The 21,419-nt window shown below is 54.8% G+C and carries 18 protein-coding genes and 1 other annotated feature (1 of these 19 only partly in view); of the genes, 10 read left to right on the top strand and 8 right to left on the bottom strand.

Features of this window, described 5'->3' with window-relative positions; all coding sequences use genetic code 11:
• Positions 1-74: 74 nt before the first annotated feature.
• From BJF95_RS04080 to BJF95_RS04055, 6 genes are all read left to right on the top strand, one after another.
• Positions 75-809, top strand: coding sequence for a GntR family transcriptional regulator (locus tag BJF95_RS04080; RefSeq protein WP_075638191.1), 735 nt, complete (start codon positions 75-77; stop codon positions 807-809).
• Between the two features lie 217 nt (positions 810-1,026).
• Positions 1,027-2,436 carry a vanillate/3-O-methylgallate O-demethylase gene (gene ligM / locus BJF95_RS04075; protein WP_075638190.1) on the top strand — a complete coding sequence of 470 codons (1,410 nt, stop codon included), beginning with the start codon at positions 1,027-1,029 and terminating at the stop codon, positions 2,434-2,436.
• A gap of 325 nt (positions 2,437-2,761) precedes the next feature.
• Positions 2,762-3,859, top strand: coding sequence for a carboxynorspermidine decarboxylase (gene nspC, locus BJF95_RS04070; protein WP_075638380.1), 1,098 nt, complete (start codon positions 2,762-2,764; stop codon positions 3,857-3,859).
• Between the two features lie 39 nt (positions 3,860-3,898).
• A complete protein-coding gene (locus BJF95_RS04065) occupies positions 3,899-5,140 on the top strand; it encodes a saccharopine dehydrogenase family protein (protein ID WP_075638189.1) in 1,242 nt (413 codons plus the stop codon).
• Positions 5,141-5,503: 363 nt separating this feature from the next.
• Complete coding sequence (locus tag BJF95_RS04060) at positions 5,504-6,496, top strand: helix-turn-helix domain-containing protein (RefSeq protein WP_075638188.1); 993 nt, start codon at positions 5,504-5,506, stop codon at positions 6,494-6,496.
• A gap of 180 nt (positions 6,497-6,676) precedes the next feature.
• On the top strand, positions 6,677-7,609 hold the full coding sequence (locus tag BJF95_RS04055) for a SphA family protein (protein ID WP_083638684.1): 933 nt from the start codon (positions 6,677-6,679) through the stop codon (positions 7,607-7,609).
• A gap of 66 nt (positions 7,610-7,675) precedes the next feature.
• Here the strand turns inward: BJF95_RS04055 and BJF95_RS04050 are convergent, their stop codons facing one another.
• Genes BJF95_RS04050 through BJF95_RS04030 form a run of 5 tightly spaced genes read right to left on the bottom strand, consistent with a single transcriptional unit; the run spans position 7,676 to position 13,895 of the window.
• A complete protein-coding gene (locus BJF95_RS04050; protein WP_075638187.1) occupies positions 7,676-9,412 on the bottom strand; it encodes an acetyl/propionyl/methylcrotonyl-CoA carboxylase subunit alpha in 1,737 nt (578 codons plus the stop codon).
• Positions 9,413-9,433: 21 nt separating this feature from the next.
• A complete protein-coding gene (locus BJF95_RS04045; RefSeq protein WP_075638186.1) occupies positions 9,434-11,029 on the bottom strand; it encodes a 5-oxoprolinase subunit B/C family protein in 1,596 nt (531 codons plus the stop codon).
• A 7-nt stretch (positions 11,030-11,036) separates the two neighbouring features.
• Positions 11,037-11,843, bottom strand: a complete 807-nt coding sequence (locus BJF95_RS04040) for a putative hydro-lyase (RefSeq protein ID WP_075638185.1) — start codon at positions 11,841-11,843, stop codon at positions 11,037-11,039.
• A 3-nt stretch (positions 11,844-11,846) separates the two neighbouring features.
• Positions 11,847-12,611 carry a LamB/YcsF family protein gene (locus BJF95_RS04035; protein WP_075638184.1) on the bottom strand — a complete coding sequence of 255 codons (765 nt, stop codon included), beginning with the start codon at positions 12,609-12,611 and terminating at the stop codon, positions 11,847-11,849.
• Between the two features lie 12 nt (positions 12,612-12,623).
• A complete protein-coding gene (locus BJF95_RS04030) occupies positions 12,624-13,895 on the bottom strand; it encodes an NRAMP family divalent metal transporter (RefSeq protein WP_075638183.1) in 1,272 nt (423 codons plus the stop codon).
• A gap of 294 nt (positions 13,896-14,189) precedes the next feature.
• Between BJF95_RS04030 and BJF95_RS04025 the strand changes: the two genes are divergently transcribed.
• Positions 14,190-14,855, top strand: coding sequence for a GntR family transcriptional regulator (locus BJF95_RS04025; protein WP_075638182.1), 666 nt, complete (start codon positions 14,190-14,192; stop codon positions 14,853-14,855).
• A gap of 69 nt (positions 14,856-14,924) precedes the next feature.
• Here BJF95_RS04025 and BJF95_RS04020 read toward each other — a convergent pair whose 3' ends face one another.
• Both BJF95_RS04020 and BJF95_RS04015 read right to left on the bottom strand, forming a co-directional pair.
• Positions 14,925-15,350: a hypothetical protein gene (locus tag BJF95_RS04020; protein WP_075638181.1), complete on the bottom strand. Its 426-nt coding sequence runs from the start codon at positions 15,348-15,350 to the stop codon at positions 14,925-14,927.
• A 180-nt stretch (positions 15,351-15,530) separates the two neighbouring features.
• The gene (locus BJF95_RS04015) at positions 15,531-16,454 is read right to left on the bottom strand and encodes a GNAT family N-acetyltransferase (protein ID WP_075638180.1); all 924 of its coding nucleotides are present in this window, start codon (positions 16,452-16,454) and stop codon (positions 15,531-15,533) included.
• 310 nt (positions 16,455-16,764) lie between these two features.
• Here BJF95_RS04015 and BJF95_RS04010 point away from each other — a divergent pair, with 310 nt between their 5' ends.
• Entirely contained in the window at positions 16,765-17,688 is a 924-nt protein-coding gene (locus BJF95_RS04010) for a 2-hydroxyacid dehydrogenase (RefSeq protein WP_075638378.1), read from the top strand.
• A gap of 107 nt (positions 17,689-17,795) precedes the next feature.
• Entirely contained in the window at positions 17,796-19,253 is a 1,458-nt protein-coding gene (locus BJF95_RS04005) for an NAD-dependent succinate-semialdehyde dehydrogenase (RefSeq protein WP_075638179.1), read from the top strand.
• Positions 19,254-19,310: 57 nt separating this feature from the next.
• Here the strand turns inward: BJF95_RS04005 and BJF95_RS04000 are convergent, their stop codons facing one another.
• On the bottom strand, positions 19,311-19,787 hold the full coding sequence (locus BJF95_RS04000; protein WP_075638178.1) for an Lrp/AsnC family transcriptional regulator: 477 nt from the start codon (positions 19,785-19,787) through the stop codon (positions 19,311-19,313).
• Between the two features lie 238 nt (positions 19,788-20,025).
• On the opposite strand from BJF95_RS04000, the gene BJF95_RS03995 reads away from it, so the two are divergent.
• Entirely contained in the window at positions 20,026-21,351 is a 1,326-nt protein-coding gene (locus BJF95_RS03995; protein WP_075638177.1) for an NAD(P)/FAD-dependent oxidoreductase, read from the top strand.
• Between the two features lie 66 nt (positions 21,352-21,417).
• Positions 21,418-21,419, top strand: a sequence feature (sul1 is cis-regulatory element that is thought to sense ions involved in sulfur or methionine metabolism; They are found in Alphaproteobacteria) (it continues 54 nt past the right edge of the window).

Raw genomic sequence — 21,419 nt, 5'->3', positions numbered from 1 at the left:
GCTTGTTTTCCTGAATTCGCGTCTGTAACAGTTTTTGTCTTCGGTGCACCCTCTGTCTGTTTGGAGAATGGTTGATGAAACAAACGGAAGCCGCAACGCATGGTCGTCGGGCCGTGATCGAGTTGCGGGAGAAGATTTTAAGTGGCGAATTGCAGGGTGGAATGCGGCTGTTCGAGGTGCCGCTGGCGGAGCTTTTGCAGATTTCGCGCACGCCTGTGCGCGAAGCCATGTCGCGCCTGGTAGAAGAGGGGTTGCTGGATCGCTTGCCGAATGGTGGCTTTATCGTGCGGCGTTTTCACGTCAGTGATGTCGTGGACTCGATTGAGCTGCGCGGCGTTGTTGAAGGGATGTCAGCGCGTCTTGCGGCAGAGCGTGGTGCCCGGCCAGAAGCGATGGCCGCCATCAAGCGCACGCTTGCACAGCTGGATGCCTGTTTTGGGTCGCAGTTTGATGAGGTGGACTTCGATGCCTATTCTGATCTCAATCAGCTGTTTCATCAGCAAATGGCGGCGCTTTCGGGCAGCGAAATTGTGCGCCGTGAGGTTGAGCGCGTCAGCGCTCTGCCATTTGCATCACCGTCTGCCTTTTTGCCTGGGCGTATGAATCTCACGGTTTTTCGCCGCTCCCTGTGGACGGGGCAGGAGCAGCACAAAGCCATGGTGAGCGCTGTTGAGCTTCGAGAAGGCGCGCGTGCCGAGGCCATTGCACGAGAGCATGCGCGCACTGCACGGCATAATCTTGAATACATCTTGAATGAGGATCCAAGTCTTTTGGAACAAGTGAAGGCTTTGGCGCTGATTCAGGGTTAGTGCTTAAATTGCGCCATTTTTTCGAGATTTAAAGCGGCTTTGGCCGCTTTTTTTGATTTTGCTCACGCTAAAAAGAGAGCGCATTCGAAATTTTGACTTGCAAATTCCAAGTGAATGGGCATTTCATGTATACATGCAGTGGGTATTTGAGCGTAGGAGATACCCGGATTGCTGTTCGTTTTGATGCAGCCCTCAGGATTTTCAGGGAGGAAATTCAATGACCAAGGCTAACCTCACCAGCGCCATTGCCAAGGCTGGCAACGCCGTTGATATGTTGCGAAACTCTAAAACCGGCATTTATGTTTACCCGGTTGTCGCGTCCGAATTCACCAATTGGCGCTCCGAGCAGGCGGCATGGCGGCATTCTGCGGTATTGTTCGATCAGTCGCACCATATGGATGAGCTGATCGTGGAAGGGCCAGATGCCGAGGCTTTCTTGCAAAGCCTTTCCATCAACAGCTTTGCCAATTTTGGCACTAACCGCGCCAAGCACTATGTGCCGGTGACGCCTGCTGGCAATGTGATTGGCGATATGATCATCTTTCGCGAGCGCGAAGACAAATTTGTGCTGGTCGGCCGCGCACCAACCGCCAATTGGCTGAAATATAACGGCTCTTTGGGCAAGTATAATGTCAAGCTGACCCATGATCCGCGCTCGCCGTCGCGCCCGGAAGGCAAGCTGGTGACGCGCGTGCACTATCGTTTCCAAATTCAGGGGCCGGATGCGCCGAAGATTTTCGAAAAAATCAACGGCGGCCCTGTGCCGGATATCAAGTTCTTCCATGTCGACTGGATCAATGTCGGCAACAAAAAAGTGCAGGCTTTGCGCCATGGCATGGCCGGTGCGCCGGGTCTGGAAATCTGGGGTCCATACGAAGATAAGGATTATATCCGCGAAACCATCATGCAGGCGGCTGTTGATGTTGGCGTTGATCTTCACCCGGTTGGCAGCCGTGCTTATTCGACTAATACGTTGGAATCAGGCTGGATTCCGTCACCGCTTCCGGGGATTTACACCGGAGATGAGTTGCAGGCCTATCGCGATTGGTTGCCGGCCGATGCGTATGAAGCCGTCGGTTCAATTGGTGGCAGCCTCGTCTCCAGCAATATCGAGGATTACTACGTGAATCCTTATGAGTTGGGCTATGGTGTATACGTCAAGTTTGATCATGATTTTGTGGGTCGCGAAGCCCTTGAGAAGATCAAAGACAATGTGAAGCGCAAGAAAGTCACCTTTGAGTGGAACGCAGAGGATGTGGTGCGTGTCATCGCGTCGGCCTTCGAGCCCGGCGGTGAAAACTACAAATGGATCGATTTCCCGGTCGCCAATTATGCCTCTTCCGGCGCAGACCTGATTTTGCGTGATGGCAAGCAGGTGGGGATGTCGATGTTTACGGGCTATAGCTTCAATGAACGTTGCATCTTGTCGCTTGGTGTTGTGGATGTGGACGTGCAGGAAGGTGATATCTTGACGCTGGTATGGGGCGAGCCAAACGGTGGTTCCGCCAAGACCTCGGTTGAGCCCCACAAGCAGGCTCAGATTCGCGTGCGCGTGGCAGCAACACCCTATGCCGCCGAAGCGCGCGAGAACTACGCTGAAAGCTGGCGCACCAAGCGCGCGCTCTAGAGTCTGTCAGGTTCAGATTGAACCTGACAGACTCTAGGTTCTTTTGTTTTCGTTTGTCTTTTCGGGAAAGCCGGATTCCACCTTTCCCTGACAAACTCTAAGTTTTTGGCATGCTTTGCCCCTTGCGTGGAAACGCGCGAGGGGCTTTTTTGTGCCTCCGCTCCACTTGTATATGGGCGTCATTGCTCTATTTTTAGCTTCGATGCACGCAAGGTATCATACGCTTGTAGCAATTTTGTTTGAAAAGAACGGTGTGGCTTGCGTTGAGAGGTTAAATTTCTTAAGCACGCAGCCCCGGTGTTCTCAATGAAAAGGCGTGGCATACGTGATCCAGACCCCTTTCTACCTGATCGATAAAAGCAAGCTGCTCCAGAATATGGAGAAGATTGCGCTTTTGCGTGAAACGTCAGGAGCAAAGGCGTTGTTGGCACTCAAGTGCTTTGCGACCTGGTCGGTTTTTGATCTGATGCGCGAGTATATGGATGGCACCACATCCTCCTCGCTCTATGAAGTGCGTCTAGGCCGTGAAAAATTCGGCAAGGAAACCCATGCCTACAGCGTGGCCTATGGCGATAACGAGATTGACGAGGTTGTCTCTCACGCTGACAAAATCATTTTCAATTCTATTGGCCAGCTGGAGCGTTATGCCGATAAGGCATCCAACATCACCCGTGGTTTGCGGCTGAATCCGCAAGTTAGTTCATCCAGCTTCGATCTTGCCGATCCGGCCCGTCCGTTCAGCCGTTTGGGCGAGTGGGATCTGCGCAAAGTCGAGCCAGTCATGGACCGCATCAGCGGTTTCATGATCCACAACAATTGCGAAAACAGCGATTTTGATCTGTTTGATAAAATGCTGGGCGAAATTGAAAGCCGCTTTGGGCCGCTTTTGAAGCGAGCCGAATGGGTCAGCCTTGGTGGCGGTATCCACTTTACCGGCGAGAATTACCCGCTTGAGCGTTTTGCCGAGCGGCTGAAACGATTCTCTGGCGAGTATGGCGTGCAGGTCTATCTGGAGCCGGGTGAGGCATCCATCACCAAGAGCACGACGCTGGAAGTGACGGTGTTGGATACGCTTTATAATGGCAAGGATCTGGCCATTGTCGATAGCTCGATTGAAGCCCATATGCTGGATCTGTTGATCTATCGCGAAAAGGCCAAGATTGCGCCGAATGAGGGGCCGCATTCCTATATGATTTGTGGTAAGTCATGCCTGGCAGGCGATGTGTTTGGTGAGTTTCAGTTTCCTCAGCCGTTGAAGATTGGCGATCGCATTTCCGTTCAGGATGCTGCGGGCTATACGATGGTGAAGAAAAACTGGTTCAATGGCGTGAAAATGCCCAGCATCGCCATCAAGGAACTGGATGGCAGCATCCGCACCGTTCGTGAATTCGACTATTCCGATTTTGAAGCTAACCTGTCCTGAGGTTGGCTCAGACATAACTCTAGGAGATCAGCAGGCATTATGAAGAAGAATGTTCTCATCATTGGCGCGGGCGGCGTCGCCCAGGTTGTTGCCCATAAATGCGCACAGAATAATGATGTCCTCGGCGACATCAATATTGCGTCGCGCACCAAGGCCAAGTGTGACACCATCATTGCCAGCGTGCATGAAAAGAAGGCGATGAAACAGCCAGGTGTGCTGGAAGCACACGCGCTGGACGCTCTTGATATCGAAGCTACCAAGGCTTTGATTGAAAAGACCGGGTCGCAGATCGTCATCAATGTTGGTACGGCCTTCCTCAACATGTCCGTGTTGCGCGCCTGCATGGATACCGGCGTTGCTTACATCGACACAGCCATCCATGAAGAGCCCAACAAGATCTGCGAAACCCCGCCATGGTATGGTAACTATGAGTGGAAGCGGGCCGCAGAATGCGAAGAGAAGGGCATTACCGCCATTCTCGGCGCTGGCTTCGATCCGGGCGTTGTCAACGCCTATGCCAAGCTGGCCAAGGACGAATACCTCGATAAGGTCACGGATGTTGACATCGTTGACATCAACGCTGGCAGCCATGGGAAGTATTTCGCCACCAATTTCGACCCCGAAATCAACTTCCGCGAATTCACCGGCGTTGTGTATTCGTGGCAGAAGGGCGAATGGCAGGTCAACAAGATGTTCGAAATCGGCAAGGATTATGACCTGCCGGTGGTTGGCACACGCCGCGCTTATCTCTGCGGCCATGATGAAGTGCATTCGCTGGCCAAGAACATGGACGGTGCCGATGTGCGCTTCTGGATGGGCTTTGGCGATCACTACATCAACGTTTTCACCGTGCTGAAAAGCATTGGTCTTCTGTCGGAACAGCCCGTGAAGCTGGCCGATGGCTCTGAAGTTGTGCCGCTCAAGGTGGTCAAGGCCTGCTTGCCTGATCCATCGTCGCTGGCACCAGACTATGAAGGCAAGACCTGCATTGGTGACTACGTGAAGGGCCTGAAGGACGGCAAGGAAAAGACCGTTTTCATCTACAACGTGGCTGACCACAAGGAAGCCTATAACGAAGTGGGCTCGCAGGGTATTTCTTACACCGCAGGCGTGCCGCCTGTGGCTGCTGCCATGCTGGTGGCAACGGGCGCGTGGGATGTGAAGAAGATGGCGAATGTGGAAGAACTGCCCCCACGGCCGTTCCTCAACATTCTCAACCATATCGGCCTGCCAACACGGATCAAAGACGAGGACGGCGATCGCGCTCTGGATTTCTCCTGATCTGGCACAAATCGCTCGAACAGTGTTGATAAAGCAGCGGCACGCCGTTGCGTTTGAGATTGATATAGCCCGGATGCGCAAGCGTCTGGGCTTTTCCATGGGGTGATGGAGCTTTGGCGATGACGTTTCCTCGCTTTGAAGGCATTGAAAATATTTCAAATGCATCAGGTGCTTGAGATGTTTTCAAAAGGAACATCAAACGTCATTTTCAATACCTCTTGGTATCATTCGAGCTTGAAAGGCGTCTGTCCCATATCGAGCCGGGCTGCTTGTATGTAAAACTTACCAATTGACTTTCCTCAAAACAACAGTCTGACTACGCCTGGGAGAGCGGAAACGCGAGTTGCATGAGGGGGCGCGCAAGTGGAGGAAGACTTTTCCGAATTGCCTTGGGAGGACAAGGGGTGGTTAATCAACCGACAAACAACGGATCTTCACGAGCATGCACGCTTCTATGACCGCTGGGACATGGAGATCGTGCAGTTATCTGCGGGCCGCTTCACGGGGCGTCTGTTCAGAATTGATTGTCCTCACATGCAGATTTTTCGAGAATACAGCAATCTGACACTCTTGAAGACCGGCAACAGTTGGGCAGGATCTGTGATTTTCAGTCTGCCAATACACGCAGCAGGCTCTGGCTGGATGTGTGGTGCCGAGCTGAAAGACAAGGTTAGCCTGCTTGAAGACGGCACGCTGCTGAATGAAATGGTCACGCCAAGTCACCTTGACGTGGTTTTTATCGCTTTAGACCGAAATTGGTTTATGGCTCAAGCGCTTGAGCGTGGCTTTACACAGGTTGCGCATGCACTGCAATTTACACATTCCTTTTCCTTGCAGCTCACACAGCAGGCCTGTTTATCGGCATTTTTTGAGCGCTTTTTGAGCGACATTTGTCGCAACGATTTAAAAGAAGCGCCGCAGTTCAACTTTGCTGCGATAGAAAACTTGGTGGCGGCGCAGCTTTTGCACGCGTTATCTGATGCTTATCGGGTTGCGCATATCAAGGACACTGAGCGAAAACGGATAGCTGATGCTGCAAGACAGATTTTTTTGCAAAATCTTTGCGAGCCGCTTGGTTTTGGTGACATCGCGCGCCAGCTTGGTATCAGCCGACGTCACCTTCACAATTGCTTCATGTCTTCTTTTGGTGTCAGTGGCTATCAGCTTTTGCAGGCGATGCGCTTGAATAAGGTCAGGTTTGAATTGTTGATGTCTCGGAAAAACAATCGCCGTGTGTCGATTGGAGATGTCGCATCAGAATGGGGCTTTTGGCACCAAAGCCGATTCGCTGCAGATTATGTGCAGATATTTTATGAGCTTCCCTCACAAACGTTGAATGGCAAGACGGCCCCATAACCTGTGCTATCGGCAACTTGTCTGATCCTTTGTTGGCACATCCTGGGTGTGCGATGCCGATTTATGGCAAAAATATGATCAAAATATATTTTCGTGCACAAAATGGCTAACGCTTGGTGCGCGCAATTTTTTATATTTTTTACAAGCAAAAAAAATGAAATAGAGGGATCGATTTCTAAAATGGGTAACATTCTCACGTCTGGTTTTAAGGTCGTAGCACCATTGGCATTGGCTTTGTGCTGTCATGCAGGTCAAGCTGGGGCTGCTGAAGGTGGCACAACCTTCACCCCGTTTGGGGTCTTTGATTTTGGCGCAGGTCTTCTGCCGCCACCATCGCCTGTCGGCAATTTCGGTATTCGTACCGCCTATTACACGGCCAGCCATTTGCGTGATGGCAATGGTAATAAGCTGGGCACCGATTTTAAAATTAATGTCGAGAGTGTCAGCCTGACCTATCTGCGCATGACGGAAGAGAAAATTCTTGGCGGCAATTTCGGTTTCGGTGTTGTGGTGCCCGTGCTGAATATGAAAGGTAAAATCGGTGTGGTCACGGGCGCTGGCCCCACACTGCTCAAAGGTGACGATTTCAACCTCGGTGACGTCCAGTTCCTGCCAATCCTGCTTGGTTGGACCGTTGATGACAGTCTCTCCGTGAATGGTGGTTTTGCAGTGCAAGCCCCAACCGGTGCCTATGATGCTTCCAAACCGTTCAACGTTGGCAATAATGTTTGGACATTCACGCCTTATGGCGGTGTGACCTATATGACAAAAAGCGGATTTGAGGTGTCCTCAAATTTTCAGCTGAATTTCAACACTGAAAATCCCGATACGAAATATAAGAGCGGTGTCGAGTATAAGCATGAATTTGCTGTCGGCCAGCATTTTGGGCCGTGGACGGCAGGTGTGGGTGGTTATTATCATCAACAGATCTCCGACGATAAAGGCGCGGGTGTGGTGAACGGCAACCGCGGCAGAGCCTTTGCATTGGGGCCTGCACTTTCCTATTTTGAGCCTGGAAAGCCTTTGGTGTCCTTACATGCCTATAAGGAATTTGGTGTCAGAAACCGCGCCGAAGGTTATAATATTGCCGTCAATGTTGCGATGAGTTTCTAAAATTTTGCAAAAAATTTAAAATATTACAGCACCGCGCGTCTCAAAACGCGCGGTGCTGTAACGCTATTAAGCGGTAATGCGCAGAAGCACCGCGCCTGCGTTAAGATACTCACCTTCTGCGGCGACAATCGTCACCACACCATTGACGGGTGCGGTGATGGGTGTCTCCATTTTCATGGCTTCCATCACGGCCAATAGGTCGCCTGCTGATACTGCCGCACCATCGCTGACTTTGAGGCTCTGGAGTGTGCCCGAAATCGGAGCCGTGACAGCACCCTTGTCCTCTGCAGATGACGGCTTCGGGGCGAATGCATCATCATTGTTGGTGCCGAGGCTGCCGCGCCCAGCCAGAAATTGGGCTGGAAGGCCAAGCATATGCAATTTCCCGTCGATCTCGATGGGGGTGCGGATGATGGAACTGCTCTGCAAGGGCTCAGGCCGTTGCTCGGCCGGCAGTCGTTCCGTGAAATCAGTTTCGATCCAGCGGGTGTGGACGTTGAAACCCTGATCACCAATGAAATCAACGGCCTCCATGGCGGCGCGGTGGAAGGGCAGAACGGTTGCCACGCCCTCGATCTTGAATTCCTTCAAGGCCCGTCGCGCCCGCTTCAAGGCATCTTCGCGGGTGGGGCCGGTGACAATCAATTTTGCCATCAGCGAATCGTACACGCCTGGAATTGTCGAGCCACTGACCACACCGCTATCCAGCCGCACGCCGGGGCCTGAGGGTGCCTCAAACCGGGTGATGGTGCCGGGGGTTGGCAGAAAGCCACGACCGGGATCTTCCGCATTGATGCGAAATTCGATGGAATGGCCGCGCGGAACGGGCGTCTCACTGATGCGAAGCTTTCGTCCCTCGGCAATGCGGAATTGCTCGATGACCAGATCAATCCCCGTGGTTTCTTCCGTCACCGGGTGTTCCACCTGAAGGCGGGTGTTGACTTCGAGGAAGGAAATGGTGCCATCCACGCCCAACAGGAATTCCACCGTGCCAGCACCACTATAGCCAGCGGCTGCGCAAATCGCTTTGGCGGAATCGTGGATGGATTGGCGCTGTGCGTCGCTCAAAAACGGGGCCGGGGCTTCTTCCACCAGCTTCTGGTTTCGCCTCTGTAGCGAGCAATCGCGGGTGCCGAGAACCAGCACAGTGCCATGCTTGTCGGCCAAAATCTGCGCTTCGATATGGCGGGGGCGGTCGAGGAAGCGCTCCAGAAAACACTCGCCACGGCCAAAGGCGGCAACCGCTTCGCGCACTGCCGAATCGTACGACTCGGAAATTTCTTCCATATTGCGCACGACCTTGATGCCGCGCCCGCCACCGCCGTGGGCCGCCTTGATGGCCACGGGAAGGCCGTGTTGCTTGGCAAATTCGATTACCTCGGCAGCAGAGTCAACCGGGCCATCGCTGCCAGCGGCCAAAGGCGCGCCAACTTTAAGCGCCAAACGTCGGGCGGCGACTTTATCGCCCAGCACCTCAATCACCTCTGGGTCGGGGCCAATCCAGATGAGACCGGCATCGATCACGGCGCGGGCAAATTCGGCCCGCTCAGAGAGAAAGCCATAGCCGGGGTGGACGGCATCGGCACCAGAGCGCTTGGCAATGGCAATCAGCTTATCAATATCCAGATAGGTTTCCGCAGGCCGCACGCCATCCAGCCCATAGGCCTCATCGGCCAGCGTCACAAACAGTGCATCCATATCGGGGTCAGCATAGACGGCAATCGATTGCAGGCCATAATCGCGGCAGGCGCGGATGATGCGAACGGCAATTTCGCCCCGGTTGGCAATCAGAACTTTCTTCATAGCGTGTTCCTCTCTGTCTTTTTATGGCTTGTTCGGGGCGATCTCGCCAAAGGGCGCGATGGGCCGAAAACGAATTTTGGCATTGATCGGGATTTGTCCGGCCAGATCGAGATGGTATTCGGCAACCGCGCCAATCACCGGATACCCGCCCGTAAGCGGGTGATCGGCCAAAAACAGCACCGGCTGGCCGCTATGGGGCACCTGAATGGCTCCGGTGGCGGTGCCCTCGCTGGGCAGTTCCTTGCTATCAAAGCGCTCCAGCGCCACATCGCCCGCAAGACGAATGCCAACGCGGCTGGATTGCGGCGTTACCTGCCAGAGCTGGTCGGTGAGGGTGCTCAGGCCCTTTTCGGTAAACCAGTCGGTGCGGGGCCCAAGAACCACGTCCAGCGTCACGATATCGCCTGCTGTAGGCAAGGCAAAGGTGGGCGCTTCTGTGAGCGAGACGCTGGTGAGGGCTGTGGTGTCTTCTGCCAAAGCCAGAATGGTTCCAGTGGTGACAGGATCAGGCCCCACCACAGCCAGCGTATCGGTGGCAGCACTGCCCAGCACGGGTTTCACTTTAAAACCACTGCGCACCGCCAGATAGCTGCGCATTCCAGCCGTTGGCTGACCAAGCGTGACAACGTCGCCCGCTTCCAACGCGATTGGTTGATAGGGTGATGCGTCCTGAACGCGGCCTTTGGTATCGCAAATAGAGATAGGGCAGGGTGCGCCCGTGAAGGCAATCACCGCCCGCGCCGTACTCTCAAACGAAAAGCCGCCAAGGGTGATCTCAAGACAGCCTGTGCCCACCGGATTACCAACCACCCGGTTGGCAGATTTCAAGGCCGATTGATCCAGCGCACCAGAGGCGGAGACACCTTGCCCAGTTTGGCCAAATCGACCCAAATCCTGAAACACTGCTGGCATGGGCGCTGCCAACACCTTGAAATGTGCCGTATCTTCAAGAGATTCGGCACTTATGGTGCTGATCTCAGCCGGAAGATCATAGACCTTCGCGGACTTCGCCATATCGCTAAAGCGCACTTGATGGCCCGGTTGAAACAGCGCTGGCGGATCACGGCTCAGGTCCCACATTTTAAGCGGGGTAACACCAATGATTTGCCATCCGCCGGGGCTGGCTTGCGGATAAACACCGCTGAAATTGCCTGCCAGAGCAACGGCTCCGGCGGGAATGCGGGTGCGTGGGCTTTTGCGGCGTGGCACATGCAAAGCCGGATCGCCACCCACCAGATAGCCAAAGCCGGGGGCAAATCCGCAGAAGGCAACGGTAAACGTGCTTTCGGTATGGCGACGGATGACCTCTTCGATACTTAAACCCGTCAGCTCTGCGACATCGGCCAAATCTTCGCCGTCATAGGTCACAGGGATGTCGACCAAATGGTCCGATGGCTTCAGCTTGGCAGAGAGATCGCGGGTACTGATCTCGCTTGCCAAGGTCTCCGTGCTGATGATTTCCCGCTGATAGCGGATCATCAAAGTGCGGGCAGCGGGCACCATGTCTTGAATGCCCGCCACGGGATTGGCTTGCAGCGAGGCAAACAGCGCCAAGGTTTCATCAAGATCGACAAGCTCAACCAGAATGGTCGTGAGGCTGACAGGGAGAAAGCGCATGAACACCTCAGGCGTGATAGGCGGAATCGGGAATATCCGTGATGAACATATGGCCCGGCGCATGGGTGATGGCGAAAGGCACACCGGAGGCCATCACTGCCGCTTGTGGGGTGACACCGCAGGCCCAGAACACTGGCACTTCGCCGGGTTTAATCCGCACCGCATCGCCAAAATCGGGTTTCGAGATGTCTGTAACGCCAATCAGCTCCGGTGCGCCTATATGCACGGGTGATCCGTGCACAGAGGGAAAACGTCCGGAAATCATCGCGGCATCGGCAACGCGATTGGCCGGAATCGGTCGCATGGACACCACCATATTGCCGTGCAGCCGACCCGCAGGGCGGCAAGGCTGGTTGGTGAGATACATCGGCACATTGCACTTGTCGGTCATGTGGCGGATTTCAATGCCAGCCTCAACCATGGGCGTTTCAAACGTGAAGCTACAGCCAATCAAAAAGCTAACCAGATCAGTATGTTCGGCCCATGCAGCTGAAGCATCGGCCGTTTCTTCGGCCAGCTTGCCATCGCGCCAGATGCGGTAAAGTGGAATATCTTTGCGCAGATCCGCACCCGCAGCCAGCACCGTGCTGTGTGAGCCGGGATCAGACACATCCAGCACCGGGCAGGCTTTGGGATTGCGTTGGGCATAGAGCAGAAAATCAAAGGCCCAATCACGCGGCAGCACAATCATATTGGCCTGGGTAAAGCCGGGGGCGATGCCGGAGGTGGGCACAACCTTGCCTGCCCGATAGCTTTCGCGGGCAAGGCGGGCGGGTTCCACGTTCACGTGGCGGAGATGGTCCAGAGCTATCATCGGTCAAGCCTTTGCAAAGGGTTCAACAGTGATGCCGCTCGCCTTGAACTGAGCTGCAATCTCGCGGGCAATGGCGACCGCGCCGGGGCTATCGCCATGGACGCAGATCGATTGCGCCTCGATTTTGATCACGCTGCCATCAATGGCTTGCAGCGTGCCTTGCGTGGCGAGTTGCACCATGCGGCGGGCAATTTCATCGGCATCATGCAGCACGGCCCCAGCCTCACGCCGGGACACAAGCTGACCTTGCGGTGTATAGGCGCGATCGGCAAAGGCTTCTGCCACGGTGGCAAGGCCGGATTTTTGTGCCAGTTCCAGAATGGGGGCATTGGCAAGGCCCATCAGGACCAGCGAGCCGTCAATGGCCTTGATGGCATCAATCACGGCTTGACCCTGCTTGGCGTCATTGGCAATGCGGTTATAGAGCGCGCCATGCGGTTTGACGTAGCGCACCAAAGTTCCAGCAGCTGCCGCAATGCCCTTGAGGGCACCGATCTGGTAGATCACATCGGCCACCAACTCATCATAGGTCACGTCCATGTCGCGTCGGCCAAAGCCGACGCGATCAGGGTAGGAAACATGGGCACCGATGGACACATTGTTGTCGGCTGCTGCCTTCACGGTTTTGAAAATACCGGACGGATCGCCCGCATGAAAGCCGCAGGCAATATTGGCGCTGGAGACGATGAACAGCATGGCGCTATCATCGCCCATGCTCCACGCGCCAAAACTTTCGCCGAGGTCACTGTTCAGATCAATCGATGCCATGAGATTTCCTCCTTATTTGCTCAAAAGCGCAAAGATAGGGCCAACAGAATTGGCGGCCATATACCATGTCAATGCGCAGGTCAGCGCGCCCAAAATCAGCAACCAGCGCGGATAGCGATAACCACCCATGAGATCAGAGCGTGCCCACCCGGCATAGATGAAAATGCTCAGGCCAATCGGCAGGATCAAGCCGTTCAGGCCACCGACAAACACCAGCATGGCGGCGGGCGTGGTGGTCATCAACACGAAGCAAAGCAGCGAAAAGGCAATGAAGATCACTGTTGCAATATTGCGGGCGCGCTCGCTCATGTCTTGTTTGAAGACTGTTAGGAAGGACACAGACGTATAAGCCGCACCAATCACGCTGGTGACGGCGGCTGCCCAGAAAATCAGACCAAACAGGCGAAGGCCCACCGAACCCGCGGCCGCCTGAAAAGCCTGCGCTGCGGGATTGGCAGACTTGCCGGATACGTCGATGACAACGCCGCTGGCAACAACGCCGAGAATGGCAAGAAACAGCACATAGCGCATAATGCCCGTGGCAGCGATGCCGGTGAGGGCGGCGCGATTGACGGCTGGCAGGTTTTCAATGCCGACCATGTCGCGATCAAGCAGGCGGTGCGCGCCCGAATAGGTGATGTAACCACCCACGGTGCCGCCAACAATGGTGGTAATGGTGGCAAAACTGATGGTGTCTGGCAAAATTGTTTGGCGCAGCGCCTCACCCAGCGGTGGATTGGAGGCGTAGGCAACATAAACCGTCAGCGCGATCATCATGATGCCAGCGCCGACAATGAAGCGGTCCACCGCAACACCTGCGCGCTTTGACAGGAAAATGCCGATGGAAATCAGCGCGCTGATGGCACCGCCCCATTTGACATCAAGGCCAAACAGCGCATTCAGGCCAAGACCTGTGCCGCCAATATTGCCGATGTTGAAAAACAGCCCGCCGATGATGACGAGTACCGCCAGAACATAGCCAGAGCCAGGAATGGCGGCATTGGCAATGTCGGAGGCGCGCATGCGGGTCAAGGTGACGATGCGCCAGATATTCAGCTGCACCACAAAATCAATCAGGATCGAGGCCAGAATGCCAAAGGCAAAAGCGGCTCCCATTTTGGAGGTGAATGTGGCCGTCTGGGTAATAAAGCCCGGACCAATGGCCGATGTGGCCATGAGAAAGATAGCGGCAACCAGCGATGCGCGGCGCGATTTTGCGGTGTGTATCAGTCCGCCGCTTGCTGCCTTCTGTGGGCCGCTTGCAGGCAATGAGCTCTGTTCCATGGAATATCTCCGGTGAGCAGTCTTGTTCATTCGCCCCTCTGCGAATGATTCATGAAATTAATCTGCCATGTTTTACAAAATGGTCAATATTGTTCAACAATATTTCCGCAATTCTGCCGCATTCTGTATATTATGCAAGCGATTTGCCCAAATTTTAAGCGAAAACTGCCCGCTATTGGTGCAATATCGAGCCTTGAAACGGCTGTTGCTTGCCAGCGTTGACCGGTCTGGTAATAGTCGGCCTATGGGAGATCAGCCGGACTCTTGAGAGAGATTTTGGCAGAAGGGACATGCATGACGCAGGATATAGCAAGCCTCACGCTCGCCGAGAGATTGGCGCAGCGCATTCGCAACAAGCTGATTGCGGGGGAGCTGCGACCCGGCCAAAGGCTGTCTGAAGAAGCACTCAGCACCCGGCTTGATGTGTCACGAAATTCGTTGCGCGAAGCTTTTCGCCTGCTGACCAAGGATGGTTTGTTGCGCCATGAGCCTAACCGAGGGGTGTTTGTCGCCACACCCAGCATGGCCTCGATTATCGATATTTATCGTGTGCGTCGATTGGTCGAGTGCAAGGCGCTCGCCCAATCCTATCCCAACCACCCGGCGGTCGCGCGCATGGGGGAAGCGGTGGATGTGGCGAAAGAGTGCCGCAGACATCAGGACTGGATGGGTATGGGCAGCGCCAATATGCTGTTTCATGCCGCCATTGTTGATCTGGCCGACAGTGTGCGCCTCAGTGAATTTTATGCCCGCATTGCTGCTGAATTGCGGCTGAGTTTTGGGCTTCTGGATGATCCGGAATTGCTGCATGTGCCCTATGTGGATCAAAATGCAGCGATTTTGGCGCTTTTGTTGGAAGGAAAACCGGCGGAAGCCGCATCTGCACTGGAGGCTTATCTGATGTTGTCCGAGCGCACCGTTCTTGCCGCATTTGCACGCGCTGTTGAGCCTGCGCGGTAACTTTATGGGGTGACGCAACCGGCCCGTGGTGGGCCGGTTATCACAATAAGCCTAGCGACTTGGGTAAGCTTAGCGGCTGGCTGCTTTTTTCTGCACCATGGTTTGCGCGGGCTTGACGCCTGCCATCATGGGCTTTTGCATCCGCGACACTTGTGCTTCAGGGGCGCGGCGATTGGTGTTGGCTGACAGGGTGCGCATGCCAACGGGGCGAATGATGGTTTTGGTTGCCACAGGGGCGGGCGCAGGTGCTGCAACGGGTGCTTCCTTGGCCTTTGCGGCCAGAGCAACCCAGCGCATGATGGCTTCAAAAGCGTGGCGACCTTCACGACGTGCGACCTTCAGGCCGTCGCCGGTCAAAAGACAGGTCGAGCCAATTTCTTTCCAGTTTGGACGGCCGCCATGCAAAGGGGGCAAAGCCTGACGCACAACCAGATCCAGCATATAGCTGCGCAGGTTTTCGTAATCTTCTTTTGCAAGGACGGGTGCAAGCCGCACATCGCAAAAACTCTCTATTTTCCGAAGGAATATCGGAGCGGAAGGTGACAATCGGGGCATATTACTCGCAACTCATGAATAGCCCGACAAGGGAGGTGCCGGGATGGGCGCTGCTAAGCTATTGATCTTAACGAAGCGTTTCAAAGGGAGTGGGGCTTTACGATTGTCTGCCCTTGATAGTCAACCCAGTGTTTGACTTACAAGGCCGAAAATTTTCACATCCTTACCATTTTCTTGATCCGGGTTGAGCAGCCGGCCATACATCGACATGGTGGTGACGGTATCAAACAATTCCAGCCCGGATTGCCTTATAAACTCGGCAAAAGGCACGGACTTTTCCCGCGTATCGATGCGTAAAAACCGCCCCTCATGAGAGGCAATATGGGGCCGTGTCACCGCAATTGCCTCCTCATCGGAGGAGGCCACAATCGGCCCAATCACATATCCGCGACCAAAAGGACGGATCAGAGAAAAAGCAATAATTTTATTGTCGCGGATCAGCGCGCCCCCTTTGGAAAGAGGAAGAAGCTGCGACAGCAATACCGCGCGCGGTGCACGATAAGCGAGGTGATCAAGGGCAATGATCTCTTCCAGATCATCGGGGGTGATGGCGCGCAGCTGCGTTGATGGTGGCAGAGCCTCTGGCTGGCCCTTTTGCGCGGCGGGCAATGTCGCTTGCCCCTGACATTGAAACACAGTGGCTTCTGCGGTGAAGCCCATTGTGCTGTAAAGCCGCTTTGCGGCACGGGTGGAGTTGAGGCCCAGCCGCCGCCCTTTCACATTTTCAAGCACGTGGTCCATCAGCCAACGTCCCGTGCCTTGGGTTTGCAGGCGCGGCGAGGTGATCACCATGCCGATGGTTGAAAAATCCCCGCCCATGGGAAAGGACATCGCGGAGCCAAGAACGCGGCCAATGGAATCCACCGCAGCGAATCCCGATCCATGTGCCAGCAAAAACCGAAGGTCGTCGAGGCGATGGGGCCAGCCGACGCTGACAGACAGGCTGTGCAACTGTTCCAAATCGATGGAGTGGATGTCCTTGAGTGTGAATTCAAAAGATTCCAGCTGAATGGATGCCAGCAGACTGGAAGGTTGTGCCGTCATCTTTTGCCCCTCACGCCATTGCCATTATATGTATGTTTGGATGATGCCGAAAAGGAAAGGCACCGGCGGCATCAAAGCGACCGCGTTTCACTTAACTCTGATTGTATCAGTAGATTTTGCTGAAAAGCCTCTCTCTGTCAGCAGAATTTATCGAAACCATCACAGATACGGCAGTGAAAATGCAGTTTCGGCGTTATTGTCTCCTTCATACCAAGAGATATTGAAATTGACGCTTGGTATGACGTGCGTTTCAAGCATTGCCGATTGCTTGGCTCTGTCGGGCGTCACCATCATTTATGCAGAGGCAATCATGGCATTCCTTTTTAATTCTGATCCTGTGCGGGGGGCGGTTTTTGCTTCGGCCTTTGCCCGTGAAATGCCTCACATGCCGTTTTTACAGCCCTCCAGCACGTTTGATCCTCGCTCGGTGCGCTATCTGATAACGTGGACGGTGCCTTCAGATCTCGCGCGCTATGAAAATCTGGAAATCCTGTTTTCAATCGGGGCGGGCGTTGATCAGTTTGACGACAAGCTTGTGCCAGCCCATGTGAAAATTGTCCGCATGGTGGAAACGGGCATTATCCGCATGATGCAGGAATATGTCACGATGGCTGTCTTGTCCCTGCACCGCGATCTGCCCGGCTATCTGGAGCAGCAGCGGCAAGGTGTGTGGGAGGCAAGGCCGGTGCGCCAGGCCCATCAGCAGCGCGTGAGCGTGCTGGGGCTTGGCATGTTGGGCCAGGCGGTGTTGGAACGGCTGAAACCCTTCGGCTTTCAACTTTCGGGTTGGAGCCGCTCAAAGCGCGAGATCGAAGGCGTGCATTGTGTGGCGGGCGATGATGCCTTGCAAATGCTGTTGTCGCAAACCGATATTCTGATTTGTCTCCTGCCGCTGACAGATGAGACCCGTGGTTTTTTGAACGCCAAGCTGTTTTCCGTGCTGCCAAAAGGGGCGTCGCTTGTGCATGTAGGGCGCGGTGGGCATCTGGACCAGTCGGCATTGCTGGATGCTCTGAACACTGGAGCGTTGTCGGGTGCCGTTCTGGATGTCACCGAGCCTGAGCCTTTGCCGACAGAACATCCTTTATGGCGACACCCGCGGGTGATGATCACGCCGCATATTGCCAGCGCAACTCAGCCAGAGACCGCGGCGCTGGCGGTGATTGACAATATTCGCCGGGTGGAAAGCGGGCTTGATCCCGTGGGTCTTGTTGATCGCAGCCGTGGCTATTAGCAGACCTGCCGAATGCCCATGGAACGCTGTAGCATGTGAGCGATAAACATCAACAAGCTTAGAGACTTACGCGCAAGAGAGCGGTTTTGACTTCGAAAGGACGTGACATGCATAATCTCAAAGACGCAGGCCTTTTTCGCCAACAGGGTTTGATTGGTGGCAAATGGCTGGATGCGGCCTCCAGCAAGGCCATTGATGTCATTGATCCGGCCACGCAAGCCGTGCTTGGCAGCGTGCCGGACATGAGTAGGGCGGATACTGCTGCGGCCATCGAAGCCGCCGAAACAGCATTTGAAACATGGAAAAACACCACCAATGCCGAGCGCGCCAGCCTGCTGGAAGCGTGGTATGCGCTGATGATGGAAAACCTTGAAGACCTCGCCTTGATCCTCACGCTGGAGCAGGGCAAGCCGCTAGAGGAAGCGCGCGGTGAAATTCGCTATGGTGCCTCCTTTGTTAAATGGTTTGCCGAGGAAGCGCGCCGGGTCGGTGGGCATACCATTCCATCGCCCACCAGGGATCGGCGCATTGTTGTGCTGAAGCAGCCGGTTGGCGTCTGCGGTATCATCACCCCATGGAATTTTCCGAATGCCATGATTACCCGCAAAGTTGCTCCGGCGCTGGCGGCTGGCTGCACCGTGGTGATCAAACCGTCTGATTTCACCCCTTATTCGGCCTTGGCGCTGGGTGTGTTGGCCGAGCGTGCTGGCATTCCGGCCGGCGTTATCAACATTGTCACCGGCATGCCAACCGAGATCGGCAATGAGCTGATGGCAAGCGAAATTGTGCGGAAAATTTCCTTCACCGGTTCAACGCGGGTGGGGGCGCTTTTGATGCGCGGTTCTGCCGACACCATCAAGAAACTCAGTCTGGAACTGGGCGGCAACGCGCCTTTCATCGTGTTTGACGATGCCGATCTGGATTTGGCGGTTGAAGGCGCGATTGTCTCGAAATTCCGCAATGGTGGCCAAACCTGCGTCTGCGCCAACCGCATTCTGGTGCAGTCGAGCGTTTATGAGCGGTTTGCAGACAAGCTGATTGCACGTGTGAACGCCATGAAAGTCGGCCCCGGAACGCAGGCAGGCGTGCAAATTGGCCCGATGATCAACGAAAATGCCATTAAAAAGATCAATCAACATATTGCTGATGCCCTTTCCAAGGGCGCAAAGATCGTTACCACCGCACCCGCCATGCCTGAAGGCAAGCAATATGCCGCGCCGGTAGTGTTGACCGGGGCGACGACAGATATGCTGCTGGCGGATGAAGAAACCTTTGGTCCGGTGGCACCGCTTTTCAAGTTTGAGACCGAAGAAGAAGCCATCAAGCTTGCCAATGCGACACCTTTTGGTCTCGCCGCTTATTTCTACACCGAGAGCCTGAAACGCGCATGGCGGGTAGGTGAAGCACTTGAAGCGGGCATGATAGGCCTCAACACCGGTGCGATCTCCACCGAAGTGGCACCGTTTGGCGGCGTCAAGCAATCTGGCCTTGGCCGCGAAGGTGCGCAAGTCGGGATTGAGGAATATCTGGAACTGAAGACCTTCCATATGGGCGGGCTTGCCTGAGCGAGTTTGCTCTGATCAGAACGTGAGGGGCGCATTTAAAGCGCCCCACCAACGCGCTCACATGGGAAACAGGCTGGTCAGCGGCATGTGGGATTTGACGATAGGCGATTTCAGCACCACGAAGCTGAAATATTTGTCGATGCCGATGTCCATATCGGTCAGCCGTTCCATAATGATCTGGTATTCCGCAATGCCGGAGGTGACAAACTTCAGCATATAATCGTATCCACCTGACACCAGATGGCATTCGATCACTTGCTCTACCTTTTCCACGGCGGCCAAAAACCGCGCAAAATCGATTTGCCTGTGGTTTTTCAAGGTCACTTCGGTAAACACCGTCAGGGTTTGCCCAAGTTTGCTGACATTGATCTGGGCGGAATAACCGCTGACATAACCCTCAGCCTGTAGCTTTTTTACCCGCATCAGGCAGGGGCTGGGTGACAGGTTGACCAACTCGGCCAGTTCCACATTGGTGATGCGGCCATTCTTTTGCAATTCGTAGAGAATTTTGATGTCGATCCGGTCAAGCTTCACGGGCCTTGTTCCTTTTTCAGTCCGGCTACCGGAAAAAATCTCACAGCATATTATGCCTAATTTATGAAAGGGCAAGGCTGCAATGGAATGCGATAGCAGAGAAAACCGCGAAAATTCAGCAGCCTAGCCGGTGTTTTTTGACATGTGCCAAACAGAATGAAATGCTGATTTTTTTTCATATGCAACACTTTTTTCTGCAGGAACGCGGTAAAATGCTGCAAGAAAAAAGGAGTTTTCCATGCGTGTCCCCCTTTTGCGGATTGAATCCAGCCCAGTGATGCCGACAGAGGCAGATGTTGTTGTCATCGGTGGCGGCATCGTTGGGACGTGTGCGGCCTATTATCTGGCAAAGCGCGGCGTGAATGTCGTGCTTTTGGAAAAAGGCCTGATCGGGGCCGAGCAATCCAGCCGCAATTGGGGTTGGTGCCGCCAGCAAAACCGCGATGCCCGCGAATTGCCAATGGCCACCAAAAGCCTCGATTTATGGGGCCGCTTTGCCGAAGAGATCGGCGAGGATGTTGGTTTCAAACGCTCAGGTCTTTTGTATTTGAGCAATGACGAGGCCGAAATTGCCGGCTGGGCCAAATGGCGTGATTTTGCAAAAACGGTTGGCGTGACCACCCACATGCTGTCTTCGCAAGAGGCGACTGAACGCGGGCGCGCGACCGGAAAACCATGGCTCGGCGGCGTGTTTTCACCATCGGACGGCATTGCCGATCCGCAAAAAGCCGCCCCCGTCATCGCGCGGGGTGTGATGAAATTCGGCGGCACTGTTTTGCAGCAATGTGCTGCTCGCGGTTTGGAAACCTCCGGCGGGCGCGTGAGCGGGGTTGTGACGGAAAGAGGCACCATTCGCACCAGAACGGTGGTCATGTCTGGCGGGGCGTGGGCGTCGTCCTTTTGCAATCAATTGGGCATTCGCTTTCCGCAGTCCAGTGTTCGCTCGTCCATTCTGTCGGTGGAACCGGGTGTGACCGATCTTCCCAGCGCTTTGCATACGGCGCGGGTGTCTTTGACCCAGCGGGGTCACGGTGGCTATACGCTGGCGATCAGCGGGCGCGCCAGTGTGGATCCAACCCTTCAGCAGTTGCGGTTTAGCACGGCATTTTTGCCGATGTTTCAGCGTCGCTGGAAGAGCTTGAAAGTAGGCGGCTTTGAGGCGTTTCGCAGCGGCCATGAAACCCTGTCGAAATGGGCGCTGGACAGCGTGACCCCGATGGAGCGCCAGCGTGTGCTGGACCCCACGCCTGATGCTGCCCTGGTTGCGGAGACCTATCGCCGCGCTGTTGAGCTGATCCCTGCACTCTCTTCCGTCAAAATTGCCGCCAGCTGGGCGGGCTATATCGACAGCACACCGGATGGCGTGCCAGCGATTGGCACCTTGCCGCAGCTTCCCGGTTTTATTCTGGCGGCGGGCTTTAGCGGCCATGGTTTTGGCATTGGTCCGGGGGCCGGTCATTTGATTGCAGATCTGATCACCGGGCAAACGCCCTTGGTCGATCCCGCCGATTATGATCCTGTTCGGCTCGAAAAATCAGCCCGCGGTAAAGTCGCAGCATTTTGATGCCGCGATACATGTGTCTTGTGCCCTTGATTTTTCGCCGCACTGCATTTAGAAAAGGCCAATCACCC

This window comes from Rhizobium oryziradicis (genome assembly GCF_001939045.1).
In the GTDB taxonomy this organism is placed as follows: Bacteria; Pseudomonadota; Alphaproteobacteria; order Rhizobiales; family Rhizobiaceae; genus Allorhizobium; species Allorhizobium oryziradicis.
This window is presented reverse-complemented; position numbering and strand designations above follow the sequence as displayed.